Below are 13,987 nucleotides of genomic sequence, written 5' to 3'. Positions count from 1 at the left end.
CCCGGCGAAGACGCAACATATCGCGTCTCCCACTGAAGACGATATGTCGCGTATTGGGGTTGTCAAGGAACGCTTGACCGTCTGCTGGCCGGCTATAACCGGTCAAACGGGACGCCTTGTCCTAGCGTGAGGGGTATGAACGCGACAGCCGCGGGTGCCCTGCTGTTCTGCCGTGCCGAGCCGTCCGTCGTACGGTCGCCGGCGCAGCTCCTGCGCGAGCCGCAGCTCCTCGCCCCGGCAGGCGGCGAGTGGAGCGTCCTCGTCCCCGAGGGCGCCGCGTGGGAGGACGGCGAGCCCGTGGACCGGGTCGTCGGGGGCTGGGCCGTCGCCCTCGCCGTCGCGGTCGGGCTCGGCCGGCCCGTACTCGCCCTGTGGTGGGACGCCGAACGCGCCGGCTTCACCCTGGCCACCGGCTTCCGCCGGCCCGTCGGCTACGTCTGGCTGGCCGACGGCACACCGGTGGGGGAGGACGAGGCGATGACGAGCTTCGCCGCCAGGCTCGGGCTCGACCCCGTCCTCGACGTCCAGGCGCTGGCCCCGCTGACCAGGGACGACCTCGACTCCGTGGGGGCGGACCGGCTGCGCGGGCTGATCGCCGTACTGGCCCGCGCCGGGCTCGAAGCGCCCCGGGGCCTCGCCCCGGGCGACCCCGCCGAACGGCTGCACGCCGCCGCGCTCGCGCTCGGCGCCCAGACCGTCGAGTGGGCCGGGTGGCGCGACGCGGTGCGCACGGAGCTGCACGCGGTGGAGGAGAGCCTGGACCACTGGCTGCGGGAGCCCAAGGAGCGCATCGCGCCCAAGGCGCTGGGCGTCGCCCAGGTGACGGCGGGCGTGCCGCTCGCGCTGTGGGGGCTGCGGCGGGCCCTGCGGGCGGGCGAGGGCGAAGGCGCGGGCGGACGAGGGGGAGCGGGGTGGGCCGCGGCCGGCGCCGTCCTGATCGCGCAGGGCGCGCTGCTGCTGGCGTACGAACGCCGACGGGCGCGGGGCCTGCGGTAGGGGGCGGCCGGGTGCGGTCTCGCCGTGCGGCGGGCTGTGTTGTCGCGTCTGCGGCCCGGAGGTGGGTTGCGCCCCTGACGTGCTCGCCGTTGCCCTGGCGGGTGCGTTGGTCTCTGCGGGCAGTCTGTGGCTTGTCGCGCTGTTCCGCCCCCTACGCCCGGGGGGCGTGGTGGTACCCCCAGCGCCCCTGACGTGCTCGCCGTAGCCCTGCGGGGCTGTTGGTCTCTGCGACTCGGTGGTGGGCTGGTCGCGCAGTTCCCCGCGCCCCTGTTTCGCTGCCCTAGCCGTCCCTCTGCGGGTTGAGGTGATTCCTCCCCGTGTGCCCTGCGGGCACGGGGGCACTCCCACCTGTGCCTGGGGGCGGGGGACCCCAGCGCCCCTAGAACCTTCGCCTCCAGCCCGGAGGCAAATGACTGGGGCAGCGAAACAGGGGCGCTGGGGGTACCACCACGCCCCCCGGGCGTAGGGGGCGAAACTGCGCGACCAACCCACCACGACCCGCAGAAGGACGGCTGGGGCAGCGAAACAGGGGCGCGGGGAACTGCGCGACAAGCCCACCACCGGGCCGCAGAGACCAACGCACCCGCCAAAGCAACCGCGAGCACGTCAGGGGCGCTGGGGGTGCCACGCCCTCTGGGCGTAGGGGGCGGAACTGCGCGACAAGCCCACCACCGGGCCGTAGAGACCGACGCACCCGCCAAAACAACGGCGCGCACGCCCGAGGGCGCAACCCACCTCCGGGCCGCAGGTGCGACAACAGAGCCCGCCGCACGGCGAGACCGCGGGGGCTACTCGTCGTCGTCCTCGTCGTCCAGGCGGGCCAGCCACGTTGCCAGGCGCTCCACCGGGACCTCGAAGTCGGGGTTGAGGTCGACGAAGGTGCGCAACTGCTCGGCCAGCCACTCGAAGGTGACCTCCTCCTCGCCGCGCCGCTTCTCCAGTTCCTCGATGCCGCGATCGGTGAAGTACAAGACATGCTCCTGGGACGGATGGGGGACTACACCGCCCAGATTACGGCGACCGGCGTGCAACCGGACGGCCGGCCGCCGACATCGCCGTGGCCACAAACGTCAAGTCGCGTGCGGTGCGGGCCGGTTGCCGTCGACAATGGCGGAGAACGCCGAAGGAACGGGGGATACGGTGAACGGACGCGTCCAGCGGATAGAACTGCCCGGGGGTGCCGTGGTGCACGCCCGGCTCTCCGCGCCCGGGGGCGGGTACGGCGACGACGACGAGGACGTCGGCTTCGTCGACAACGCCACCGCCAAGGTGCAGCAGCTCCAGCAGCTCATCACGGACGTCGGCGCCTCGGTGCTGCGGGCCGCCGCCGCGGCCGGCCCCGACCAGGCGAGCGTCACCTTCGGCGTGGAGCTGACCGCGAAGTCGGGCGCCGCCCTCGCCGTGCTCGCCTCCGGCGAGACCAAGGCGTCCGTCCAGGTCACCCTGGTCTGGCAGCTCAAGGACCAGCCGGGAGCCGCGGCCCCAGGCGCCCCGGCGCCCGTACCCCCGCCGCCGGCCCATCCGCCGCAGCCCGCGCACGCCCCCGCGCCGCCGCCACCCGCCCCGGACGGCCAGGGCGGTGCGTCCCCGGCGGCGCCGTCATGACCTCCGCCGCGCCCGGCGAATCCGACCCGGTCATCGACGCCCTGCTGCGCGCGGCCACCGTCCACCTCGGCGCCCGGGACGGCGCGCCCCCGTGGGGCACCGGCTTCTTCGTCGCCCCCGGCACCCTCCTGACCTGCGCACACGTCCTGGCGCCGCATCTGAGGGGGGACCCGGGCCGGATCTTCAAAGTCGGCGGACCCGAGCTGAACGGCGGCGAACCCCTCGACGCCCGCCTCGACCGCTGGCTGCTCGACGGCGGCCCCCTGCCCGAGCACAAGGTGCCGGTGGAACAGGACCTGGCGCTGGTGCGGCTGCTCGACCCCGACGCGGAGCACGAGTGCGTGTGGCTCACCGACCGCACGGACTACGCGGGCGGCCGCGGCGTCGTCCTCGGCTACCGTCCCGGCGGCGAGGCGCAGCCGCACCGGGCCGTGCCCTGGAAGGCCACGGCCCGGGTGAACGGCTTCGACGACGAGTACGGCTTACGCATCCGCCCCGAGGCCGAGTTCCCCAAGGGCGGCTCCGGCTCCCCGGTGCTCGACGCGCACACCGGCGCCGTCGTCGGGGTGCTGAAGTCCCGGCGCACCGGGCGCGACGGCGGCCTCGCCATCGCGGTCACCGCCCTGCGCCGGTTCGGCCCGGCGTACCAGGAGCTCACCGCCGCGCACGACCGCTGGCACGGCCACTCCCCGAAGGTCACCGGCCACAACTGGATCGAGCGCCAACACCAGCTCCCCGGCACCGGCGTGCAGACCGGCGGCGACCACTGGAGCCCCCGGGACCGCCGCGAAGCGCTGGCCCACCTCGCGGCCGTCCACCCGCCCGACGGCATCCGCCCCCTCGCCGAACTCGCCAAGAAGGCCCGCGGCGGCACCGCCGCGCCGCCCGGCCAACTGCTCCCGCACGCCTGGCGCGACGGCCACGGGCTGCTGTACGAGGCGGGTCGGCCAGCGGCCGCCATCGCCGCGCTGCACTACCTGCAACTGGTGGTCGAGTACGACCGGGCCCGCGGCGGCGACCCGGCCCCGCTCGCCGACTGGGTGCTGCGCCGGCTCCAGGACGTCCCCCGGATCGTGCACACCGTCGTCACCCAAGCCACGCTCCCGCCCGGGCTCCGCCAGGACCCCGGGTCGGACGGCGCGTCCGACCGGCGGCTGGTGATCCGCTACCCGAGGCCCGGCGACGGGCGGGCCGTCGTCATCGTGGAGCTGGAGCCCGTCGTCGACGCCGCGCCGCCCCGCTTCTACTGGCGCATCAGGGTCGACGACGGCCACGACGTCAACGAGCCCCTGCACGAGGCGCAGACCGGCGACGGCACCCCGCCCGAAGGGCTCGTACGGGAGCTGCGGGCGCCGCTGGCCGAGGTCTTCGCCTCCGTCGACGCACCCGGCGCCCCCGCCCCGCTCGAAGTCGCGCTGCCCGCGGACCACTTCGACACCGCCGTGCACCGCTGGCAGCTCACCGAGATGGCCCGGCTCCACCATCCGGCGTACGTCGGGGTGCGACGCATGGTGGTCCTGCGCGACATCAGCCGACGGGGCGAACCCCACGCCGACTGGCTCGACCGTTGGCGGCGCACGGCGGACGCGGCCGCGCTCACCGCCTGCCGCACCCCGCCCGCCCGGCAGGTCCCGCGCCCCCGCCACCTGACGGAGATGCCCGCGGCCGGCGTGCCCGTGCTGTGCCGGCCGGCCGGCAGCGGGGTGGGGCGGCGGGCCATCGGCATGGCCCTGGACGCCGGCCACGGGCTGGCGCTGTGGCAGACCGACGCCCACCCCGACCAGGGCTGCGCCGACTTCTGCGAGGAGGTCCACGAGGGCGCCGCCGCGCTGCTCGCCCGCACCGCGGGGCCCGATGAACTCCCCGACCGGCTGCGCCGCATCCGGGACGACATCAGCGGCTCGCGCAGCGGCGGGCACTGGGCCGAAGGGGTCGCCCTGCTCTACGACGACCCCTGCCGTCCGCTGCCGTTCGACGCCGACGGACCGGTGGACTCCCCGTGACCCTCCCGGACTTCGGTACTTCAGTAGGCCGCAATCCACCTGCACCGATGTTCGATTCGTCAATGTTCGTCGCGTTTGGTCCAACTTGCGGAGGGGGGTGCTCCTCATGAGGAGACCTCAGACAGTTCAGCCCACCGAGTCATGGGAGGGCCTCGGGCCGGGCATATACCCCCCGTTGCCCGCCAGCGGTCCCGCGGCCGAATCCGCAGCCGAGGAATGCCGAGGAATGAGGAGCGAGCGATGGACGACTGGCTGATCTACCGAGGGGTCGGTGCCCCGGCCCCCGACCGCATGCGGCTCCTGCCGCCGCCACCGCCGTGGCGCGCGTTCTCCGGAGTGCCGCTGCCGGACGCCGCCCCGCCCGTCGACAGCGCCTCCACCCGCCGCCTCGGCGCCCGCGTCGGAGCCCCGCCCGCCCAGGACGCCCAGGCCCTGCAGCTGATCAATGCCGCGCTCTACTTGCGCCGCCCCCTCCTGGTCACCGGCGAACCCGGCTCCGGCAAGTCGACCCTCGCCCACTCCATCGCGTACGAACTGGGGCTCGGCCGCGTCCTCCAGTGGCCCATCGTCAGCCGCACCGAACTGCGCGACGGCCTCTACACGTACGACGCGATCGGCCGCCTCCAGGACGCCCAGCTCGCCGAACGCGAGGCCCGCGCCCCCGAGTCGATCGGCAGCTACGTCAAACTCGGCCCGCTCGGCACCGCGCTGCTCCCGTCCGAGCTGCCCCGGGTGCTGCTCATCGACGAGTTGGACAAGAGCGACATCGACCTGCCGAACGACCTGCTGAACGTCGTGGAGGAAGGCGAGTTCACCCTCCCCGAGCTGGAGCGCACCGCCGACCGGCCCGGTCACGAAGAGGTCGCCGTCCTCACCGACGACGGCCGCCGGGTGCCGGTGCGCGGCGGCCGGGTCCGCTGCCACGCCTTCCCCTTCGTCGTCATGACCAGCAACGGGGAACGGGACTTCCCGGCGCCCCTGCTGCGCCGCTGCATCCACCTCCACCTCGACCCGCCGCGGGACGAACGCCTCGCCGCCATGGTGCAGGCGCACTTCGGCGCCGGCGCCGACGAGCGGAACCTCGACCTGATCGGCCGCTTCACCCGGGAGGACGGCGACGGCGAACTCCGCCCCACCGACCAGTTGCTGAACGCGATCTACCTCACCCACCACGCGGCCAGGGCGGAGCCCGGGCGCCGCGAGGAGATCGCCGAGCTGCTGATCCGGCCCCTAGAGACCCGGCAGCGGTGACGACATGCCCGAGGAGCGCGAGCAGGACGGGCGGGGCCGGGGCCCGGGGTACGGGCTGGCTCCCGACGCATCCCCGCCGCCGAGCGTCTCCGCCGCGGGTTCCCACCGGCCGAGCACGATCGGCCCGTGGACGGACCGGGAGCGCGCCGAATCCGAAGACCAGCCGACGCAGCCGCCGCCCCGGGAAGCACCACCGGACGCGCCGCCCGCCCCCGCACCGGACCGCGGCGCGCAGGCTCCACCGCCGCCCGCACCCCGCCCGACCGCCCCGCTCACCGCCCTCGTCACCCGGCTGCGGGAAGCCGAGCTGAAACCCGCAGCCGAAGAGGTCGCCGACGCGCTGTGGCTGGCGCGGTTCCTGCCCGCCCCCGGACCGCGGACCCCGGGCGCCGACGCGGCCGGCCCGCCGGTGCCGAGCCCGGCCGGCCCGCCCCCACGCCACCCCGACGACCCCGCCCCACCGGCCGCCCCGCAGCCGCCCCCGCCTCCGCAGCCGCCGTCGAGCCTGGTGGGGCTGTACGGGCCCGCCCAGGCCGACGCGAGCTACGGCGCCCTCGTCGACGGCAGCATGCGCCGCGTCCCCGTACCGGCGCCCGTCGCCCTGCCCGACGCGCTCGCGCTGGAGCGGTCCCTGCGCCCCCTCCAGCGCTACCGGCCGCCGCGTCGACACGTCCGCCGCGAGCTGGACGAGGTCGCGACCGCCGACCGGGCCGCCGACACCGGCATCGTCGTCCCCGTGCTCTCCCCCGTACGGCGCCGCGAAGCCCGGCTCGCCCTCGTCATGGACGAGTCCAGCTCCAACGTGGTCTGGTCCCGCGCCCTGGAGGAACTGCGGCAGATCTGCGAACGCGCCGGCGCGTTCCGCGAAGTCGCCGTGCACCGCATCGCCGAGGACGACGCCCCGCCCACCGACATCGGCGACCCCACGGGACGCCAGCTCACCGTCGTCCTCAGCGACTGCGCGGGCCCGCTGTGGCGCAGCGGACTGATGCAGCGCCTGCTGCACTCCTGGGCGGCCACCGCACCCGTCTCCGTCGTACAGCCTCTGCCGCAGCGCATGTGGGGGCGCACCCACCTGCCCGCCCGGCCCGGGCTGCTGCGCCGGCGCGAAGGACCCGCCGGGCGGCTGGAGTTCGTGCCGCGCACCGGCGCGCCCGTCGACGACGGCCTCCCGGTGCCCGTGCTCGCGCTGCGGCGGTCCTCCTTCGAGGCGTGGACCCGGCTCGTCGCCGGCGCCACCGGACGGTCGGTGCACGCCGCCGCGGCCGTCGTGAAGGCCCGGCACCGACCGGCCGCCGCCCGCGCCCGCACGGACCGGCGCATCGACCCCGCCGAACGCGTCCGCGCCTTCCGCCGCACCGCGTCGCCGGCCGCCGCGCAGCTCGCCGTCTACCTGTCCGCCGTGCCGCTGCTGCTGCCCGTGATGCAGCTCGTCCAACGCGCCACGCTGGGGCGCAGCGGCCCCGACGTCCTCGCCGAAGTGCTGCTCAGCGGGCTGCTGCGGCGCGACGACCGCCGCACCGCCGAAGACGCCGCCGAACGCGATGAGGACGGGCCCGCGTACGCCTTCCTCGACGGCGTACGCGAAGAACTCCTCGGGCAACTCGGCGCGAGCAGCGCGTCCCTGGTGCTCAAGCAGTGCTCCGAGTACGTCGAGTCCCGCTACGGGCGCACGGTGCGCAACTTCCCCGCCCTGGCCGCCGCCTTCCTCGACGGCTCCGTCAGCCCCGCCGACCGCTTCGCCGAGCCGGCCGTCGACGCCCCCGGGCCGCACTCCCGCCGCCTGTGGGCCTTCGCCCAGGTCTCCACCCAGGTGCTGCGCCGACTCGGCGGCCCCCCGCCGACCGCCGCCCCGCTCGGCACCCCCGAGGAGGGTCCGACCGGCCTCGCCGCCCAAGCCCGGGCCTGCCTCGACCACTTCGGCGCCCACGGCACCGTGCGCGACCTGGACACCGCGATCCGGCTGCTCGGCTCCGCCACCCGGGTGGAGCGCCGTGCCGCCGCGCGCGCCGCGCTCTACGGGGAGCTCGCCGACGCGCTGCTGCGGCGGTGGTTCCTGCGGCCCGTCCCCGAGGACCTGCCCGAAGCGCTCGACGCCGCGCAGAACGCGATCGCCGGCTCGTCCGAGGCACACCTCACCCTGGCCCGGCTGCTGGAGATCATGGCGGAGGAGGTCGCATCGGGCCGGCTGAGCACCAAGCTGCTGCCCGACTGGGTGGCGGTGCGGGCCGGCACGGACGGCGCCGACCCCGCCCCGCTGGCCGCGGTCCTGCTGACCGCCGCCGACGGCAGCCTCGCCGAACTCACCGAAGGGCCCGGGCGCTGGGACACCGCGCTGCGCGAGGCCGCGACGCCGCTGCGGGTGCGGGTGCTGCGGCGGCTCGCGGTCACCGGCGCCCCGCACGCGCTGCGCGGCGCCGCCACCCCCGGCCAGTGGACCACCACGACCCTCGGCACCGCCGTCGACGTCGTCCAGTCCCTCATCGACGAGAGCCACCCCGGGCCCTACCCGGAGGCCGAGCGCGCCGAGCACCACGAGACGTCGTTGCTGCTGCGCGGCGGCCTCCTCCTCGACCTCGCCCGGCACCACCGCGGCGAGGGCCCGGTGGCCGCGGACGCCGTCGACCCCGCCGCCTCCCGCGGTTACGCGGAGCGCGCCGGCGACGACCTGCTCGCCGCGATCGACGGCATCGACCCGGGGGCGGGCGGGCCCGGCACCGCCGCGGAACTGCTGCGTGCCTGGCTGGCGTACGCCGACGCCATCGAGTTCGCGTGCGAGCACCTCGACGACGACGCCAGGCTGCGCATCCTCCAAGCCCTCGACCAGGCCCGCCGCCACGTCGACCGGGACGAGGCCGCGGAGGCGGGCATCCTGCTCCGGATGGCCCGGCACCTGGAGCAGCGGCACGCCGCCAGCGGGAGCTGGTCCCACCGCGACTCCGTCATAGCCGCCTGGACGGAGGCCCTGCCGCTGCTGCCGTGGCACGACCCCGGACGGGCCGGCGTCCTGCTCTCCCTGGGCCGCCGGCTGATCGAACGCGGCGTCGACAAGGACGCGCCGGGTGACGTCCGCACCGCGGTACGGCACCTGCGCAGCGCGGTCGACCAGACCGCGGCCGGCGACCCGGCGCTCCCGGAGCGCCGCGCGCTCCTCGGCCACGCCCACCTCGAACTCTTCCGGGCGGACGAGGCGTTGGCGGACCTCCACGAGGCGGACTGGACGCTCGGCGAGGCGGCCCGCACCACGACGGACCCGTCGCTCGCGGCCACCGCGCTCTGGCACCGCGCCCTCGCGACGGCGCTGCTGGCCCGCCGCACGTCCTCGCACGAGCGCCTCCTGGACGCCGCCTCCCACTGCCGCGCGGCGGCGTCCGGCCCGCCGGGGCTCCTGGACGCGCTCCTCGATGCGCAGCGCAGCCGCGTCTCCCGCCTGTCCCGCTCGGCGGGCCCGGCGCGGGCCCTGGAGGAACAGGAGACCGTCACCACGCTCCTGACGGAGTCCAACCTCCGGTAAAGGCGCGCCCCGGACGATCCCGCCGCTTCCCTGCGGCCCGGTGATGGGTTGCTCGCGCAGTTCCTCCCCCTGTGCCCTGCGGGCACGGGGGCACTCCCGCCTACGCCCAGAGGGCGTGGTGGTACCCCCAGCGCCCCTAACCCCGTGTTTGTCCGCGGGCCGGTGGTGGGTTGTTCGCGCAGTTCCCCGCGCCCCTGAACCCCGCGTTTGCCCTCGGGCTGTGGTGGGTTGCTTGCGTAGTTCCTCCCCCTGTGCCCTGCGGGCACGGGGGCACCCCCCACCTATGCCCAAAGGGCATGGGGGGACCCCAGAGCCCCTGAACCCCTACGCCTGCACCCGCAGATGAGTGACGGCGGCAGCGAGACAGGGGCGCTGGGGGTACCACCACGCCCTCTGGGCGTAGGGGGCGGAACTGCGCGAACAACCCACCACCGGGGCGCAGAGACCAACCGCTCCCGCGGGGCTACGGCGGGTGTGTCAGGGACGCTGGGGGTTCCCCACGCCCTCTGGGCGTAGGTGGGGGTGCCCCGTGCCCGCAGGGCACGGGGGGCGGAACTGCGCGACGAGCCCACCACCGGGCCGCGGTGCCCGGGAAAGGGGCCGGGGCCCGGGCCGCGCAAAAGTGCGCGGGACCCGGGCCCCGGTTCCGTCGAGCCGACCGCAGGGGACTACGCGTCGAAGACCTCGGCGACGAGTTGCGCCTGCTCCGCCTGGTGCCGCTTCGCGGAGCCCACCGCCGGCGACGAGCTGTGCGGACGCGAGATCCGCCGCAGCCGCTCGCCGTGCGGCACGTCCGCGCCGACCGCCAGGTCGAGGTGGTCGATCAGGTTCAGCGCGATGAACGGCCAAGCACCCTGGTTCGCGGGCTCCTCCTGGGCCCACAGGTACTTCTCCGCGTTCGGGAACTTCGCGATCTCCGCCTGGAGCTCGGCGCCCGGCAGCGGGTACAGCCGCTCCAGCCGGATGATCGCCGTGTCCGTCACGCCGCGCTTCTTCCGCTCCGCGTCGAGGTCGTAGTAGACCTTGCCGGAGGTGAAGACGACCTTGCGCACCGCCGCCGGGTCGACCGACTCGTCCCCGATGACCGGGCGGAAGCCGCCCGTCAGGAACTCCTCCGTCTTCGACTGCGCGGCCTTCAGCCGCAGCAGCAGCTTCGGCGTGAAGACGATCAGCGGCTTGTGGTGCGGGTTGTGCACCTGCCACCGCAGCAGGTGGAAGTAGTTCGACGGCAGCGTCGGCATGGCGACCGTCATGTTGTTCTGCGCGCACATCTGGAGGAAGCGCTCCGGGCGGGCGGAGCTGTGGTCCGGGCCCTGGCCCTCGTAGCCGTGCGGCAGCAGCAGCGTGACGCCGGACGTCTGGCCCCACTTCTGCTCGGCGGAGGAGATGAACTCGTCCACCACGGTCTGCGCGCCGTTGACGAAGTCGCCGAACTGCGCCTCCCACATCACCAGCGACTCGGGGCGGGCCAGCGAGTAGCCGTACTCGAAGCCCATCGCCGCGTACTCGCTGAGCAGCGAGTCGTAGACGTTGTACCGGGCCTGCTCGTCGGTGAGGTACAGCAGCGGCGTGTAGTCCTGGTTGGTCTGCTGGTCGACCAGGACCGCGTGGCGCTGGCCGAAGGTGCCGCGGCGGGTGTCCTGGCCGGACAGCCGCACCGGGGTGCCCTCCATCAGCAGCGAGCCGATGGCCAGGGTCTCGCCCATGCCCCAGTCGATTGTGCCGTCCTCGACGGAGGCGGCCCGGCGCTGGAGCTGCGGCAGCAGCCGCGGGTGGACCGTGATGTTCTCCGGGATGTTGACCTGGGACTCGGCGATCCGCTTGACGACCTCCTGGGAGATCGCGGTGGTCACGGCCACCGGGAACTCCGCCTGCGGGTCGGGCACGTGCGTCGGCGCCGGGTGGCTGGTGGCCTCGCGGACCTCCGCGAAGACCTTCTCCAGCTGGCCCTGGAAGTCCTGGAGCGCCTGCTCCGCCTCTTCCAGCGTGATGTCGCCGCGGCCGATCAGGGACTCGGTGTACAGCTTGCGCACCGAGCGCTTCTTGTCGATCAGCGCGACCATCTGCGGGTTGGTGAACTGCGGGTTGTCGCCCTCGTTGTGACCGCGGCGGCGGTAGCAGATGAGGTCGATCACGACGTCCTTGTTGAACGTCTGGCGGAACTCGAAGGCGAGCCGGGCGACGCGCACGCACGCCTCCGGGTCGTCGCCGTTCACGTGGAAGATCGGCGCCTCGATCATGCGGGCCACGTCGGTGGCGTACATCGAGGAGCGCGAGGACTCCGGGGCGGCGGTGAAGCCGACCTGGTTGTTGATCACCACGTGGACCGTGCCGCCGGTGCGGTAGCCGCGCAGCTGCGACATGTTCAGGGTCTCCGCGACGACGCCCTGGCCGGCGAAGGCCGCGTCGCCGTGGAGGGCGACCGGCAGCACGGTGAAGTCCGTGCCGCCCTTGTTGATCACGTCCTGCTTGGCGCGGGCGACGCCCTCGACGACCGGGTCGACCGCCTCCAGGTGGGAGGGGTTGGCGACCAGGGAGACCTTGATCTGCTCGCCGTCGAGACCGGTGAAGGTGCCCTCGGCGCCCAGGTGGTACTTCACGTCGCCGGAGCCGTGCATCGACTTCGGGTCGAGGTTGCCCTCGAACTCGCGGAAGATCTGCGCGTACGACTTGCCGACGATGTTCGCCAGCACGTTCAGCCGGCCGCGGTGGGCCATGCCGATGACGACCTCGTCCAGCCGCGCCTCGGCGGCGGAGTCGATCACCGCGTCCAGCAGCGGGATGACGGACTCGCCGCCCTCCAGCGAGAAGCGCTTCTGGCCGACGTACTTCGTCTGCAGGAAGGTCTCGAACGCCTCGGCGGCGTTCAGCCGGCGCAGGATCCGGAGCTGCTCCTCGCGCTCCGGCTTGGCGTGCGGGCGCTCCACCCGGTCCTGGATCCACTTGCGCTGCTTGGGGTCCTGGATGTGCATGAACTCGATGCCGGTGGTGCGGCAGTACGAGTCGCGCAGCACGCCGAGGACGTCCCGCAGCTTCATCAGCGTCTTGCCGGCGAAACCGCCGACCGCGAACTCCCGCTCCAGGTCCCAGAGGGTCAGCCCGTGCTCGGTGATGTCCAGGTCGGGGTGCTTGCGCTGGCGGTACTCCAGCGGGTCGGTGTCGGCCATGACGTGGCCGCGGACCCGGTAGGAGTGGATCAGCTCGAAGACGCGCGCCGCCTTGGTGACGTCGTCGTCGTGCGAGGCGTCGATGTCCTTGAGCCAGCGGACCGGCTCGTAGGGGATGCGCAGCGCCTCGAAGATCTGGTCGTAGAAGCCGTCCTCGCCCAGCAGCAGGTTGGCCACGATGCGCAGGAACTCGCCGGAGGCGGCGCCCTGGATCACCCGGTGATCGTAGGTCGACGTCAGCGTCATGACCTTGGAGATGCCCAGCTTGTTCAGGGTGTCCTGGGAGGTGCCCTGGAACTCGGCGGGGTAGTCCATGGAGCCGACGCCCATGATGACCGACTGGTTCGGCATCAGCCGCGGCACGGAGTGGACCGTGCCGAGGCCGCCCGGGTTGGTCAGCGAGACGGTGACGCCGGTGAAGTCGTCCATCGTCAGCTTGTTGCTGCGGGCGCGGCGGACGATGTCCTCGTACGCCTGCCAGAACTCGAAGAAGTTGAGCGTCTCGGCCTTCTTGATGGCCGCGACGACGAGCTGGCGGTCGCCGTTCGGCTTCACCAGGTCGATGGCGAGGCCGAAGTTGACGTGCTCGGGCTTGACGAGGGTCGGCTTGCCGTCCTTCTCCGCGTACGACCAGTTCATCGACGGCATGGCCCGGAGGGCCTGCACCATCGCGAAGCCGATGAGGTGGGTGAAGGAGACCTTCCCGCCCCGGGCGCGCTTCAGGTGGTTGTTGATGACGATGCGGTTGTCGAACAGGAGCTTCACCGGGACGGCGCGCACGGACGTGGCCGTGGGCACCTCCAGCGAGGCGTTCATGTTCTTCACGACGGCGGCGGAGGGGCCGCGCAGGGTGACCAGCTCGGGGCCGGCCGCGGCCGAGTCGCCGGCGGCCGGAGCGGCGGCCTTGGGGGCCGCGGCCGGCTTGGCGGCGGCGGGCGCCGGCTTCGCGGCCGGAGCCGCAGCAGCGGGGGCGGCCGGGGCGGCAGCCTGCGCAGGAGCGGCCGGCGCCGCGGGCGCAGCGGGAGCCTGGGCGGGCTGCTGCGGCGCGACGGGGGTGGTGGCCTGCGCCGGTGGCGCCACGGCGGCGGCGGACGCGCCCTCGGCGGGCGCGTCGGCGGCGTTCTTGGCGCCCGGCTTGTAGTCGGCGAAGAAGTCCCACCAGGCGCGGTCTACCGAATCGCGATCCTGGAGGTACTGCTGGTAGATCTCGTCGACGAGCCACTCATTGGCGCCGAAGGCGGCTGCAGGGCCCTGGCCCTGCGCGCCTTGGTCAACCGTGGGGGCACCTCCCGGCCGGAGGCTGGGGGAGCTGGCGTTACTGGGGACCTGAGACGACACGGCGGCAACCGCCCTCTTCCGCTTCACAAGGTGGTGGACAGCGGAAATAAAGGCTACGCCCCCAGGGCCGGTAGATGCAGGCCGGACGGGCCATCGTCGCGTATGTCACACCG

Annotated in this window: 7 protein-coding genes; 5 read left to right on the top strand and 2 right to left on the bottom strand. The window is 74.2% G+C overall.

Annotated elements, in window-relative coordinates; translation table 11 throughout:
• Positions 1 to 135 precede the first annotated feature (135 nt).
• Entirely contained in the window at positions 136 to 996 is an 861-nt protein-coding gene (locus tag ACH4E8_RS02130) for a hypothetical protein (RefSeq protein ID WP_398443458.1), read from the top strand.
• A gap of 788 nt (positions 997 to 1,784) precedes the next feature.
• On the opposite strand, the gene ACH4E8_RS02125 is transcribed toward ACH4E8_RS02130, so the two are convergent.
• Positions 1,785 to 1,967 carry a DUF6104 family protein gene (locus ACH4E8_RS02125; RefSeq protein ID WP_019075209.1) on the bottom strand — a complete coding sequence of 61 codons (183 nt, stop codon included), beginning with the start codon at positions 1,965 to 1,967 and terminating at the stop codon, positions 1,785 to 1,787.
• A 169-nt stretch (positions 1,968 to 2,136) separates the two neighbouring features.
• On the opposite strand from ACH4E8_RS02125, the gene ACH4E8_RS02120 reads away from it, so the two are divergent.
• From ACH4E8_RS02120 to ACH4E8_RS02105, 4 genes are all read left to right on the top strand, one after another.
• The gene (locus ACH4E8_RS02120; protein ID WP_398443456.1) at positions 2,137 to 2,601 is read left to right on the top strand and encodes a CU044_2847 family protein; all 465 of its coding nucleotides are present in this window, start codon (positions 2,137 to 2,139) and stop codon (positions 2,599 to 2,601) included.
• A complete protein-coding gene (locus ACH4E8_RS02115) occupies positions 2,598 to 4,604 on the top strand; it encodes a trypsin-like peptidase domain-containing protein (protein WP_398443454.1) in 2,007 nt (668 codons plus the stop codon). The genes ACH4E8_RS02120 and ACH4E8_RS02115 overlap by 4 nt, the downstream gene beginning before the upstream one ends.
• 240 nt (positions 4,605 to 4,844) lie before the next feature.
• Positions 4,845 to 5,855 carry an AAA family ATPase gene (locus ACH4E8_RS02110; protein ID WP_398443452.1) on the top strand — a complete coding sequence of 337 codons (1,011 nt, stop codon included), beginning with the start codon at positions 4,845 to 4,847 and terminating at the stop codon, positions 5,853 to 5,855.
• Positions 5,856 to 5,859: 4 nt separating this feature from the next.
• Complete coding sequence (locus ACH4E8_RS02105; RefSeq protein ID WP_398443450.1) at positions 5,860 to 9,369, top strand: SAV_2336 N-terminal domain-related protein; 3,510 nt, start codon at positions 5,860 to 5,862, stop codon at positions 9,367 to 9,369.
• 668 nt (positions 9,370 to 10,037) lie between these two features.
• Here ACH4E8_RS02105 and ACH4E8_RS02100 read toward each other — a convergent pair.
• The gene (locus ACH4E8_RS02100; protein WP_398443448.1) at positions 10,038 to 13,874 is read right to left on the bottom strand and encodes a multifunctional oxoglutarate decarboxylase/oxoglutarate dehydrogenase thiamine pyrophosphate-binding subunit/dihydrolipoyllysine-residue succinyltransferase subunit; all 3,837 of its coding nucleotides are present in this window, start codon (positions 13,872 to 13,874) and stop codon (positions 10,038 to 10,040) included.
• Between the last annotated feature and the right edge of the window lie 113 nt (positions 13,875 to 13,987).

Origin of the sequence: Streptomyces sp. NPDC017979 (assembly GCF_044328175.1) — a bacterium.
Classification (GTDB): Bacteria; Actinomycetota; Actinomycetes; order Streptomycetales; family Streptomycetaceae; genus Streptomyces.
Note: the sequence above shows the minus strand (reverse complement) of the source record. Positions and strands in the feature narration are given on the sequence as shown.

Excerpts from the sequence above, each read along its gene's own strand:
- ACH4E8_RS02110 (WP_398443452.1), top strand. The coding sequence starts at position 4,845 with ATGGACGACTGGCTGATCTACCGAGGGGTCGGTGCCCCGGCCCCCGAC.
- ACH4E8_RS02115 (WP_398443454.1), top strand. The coding sequence starts at position 2,598 with ATGACCTCCGCCGCGCCCGGCGAATCCGACCCGGTCATCGACGCCCTG.
- ACH4E8_RS02130 (WP_398443458.1), top strand. The coding sequence starts at position 136 with ATGAACGCGACAGCCGCGGGTGCCCTGCTGTTCTGCCGTGCCGAGCCG.
- ACH4E8_RS02105 (WP_398443450.1), top strand. The coding sequence starts at position 5,860 with ATGCCCGAGGAGCGCGAGCAGGACGGGCGGGGCCGGGGCCCGGGGTAC.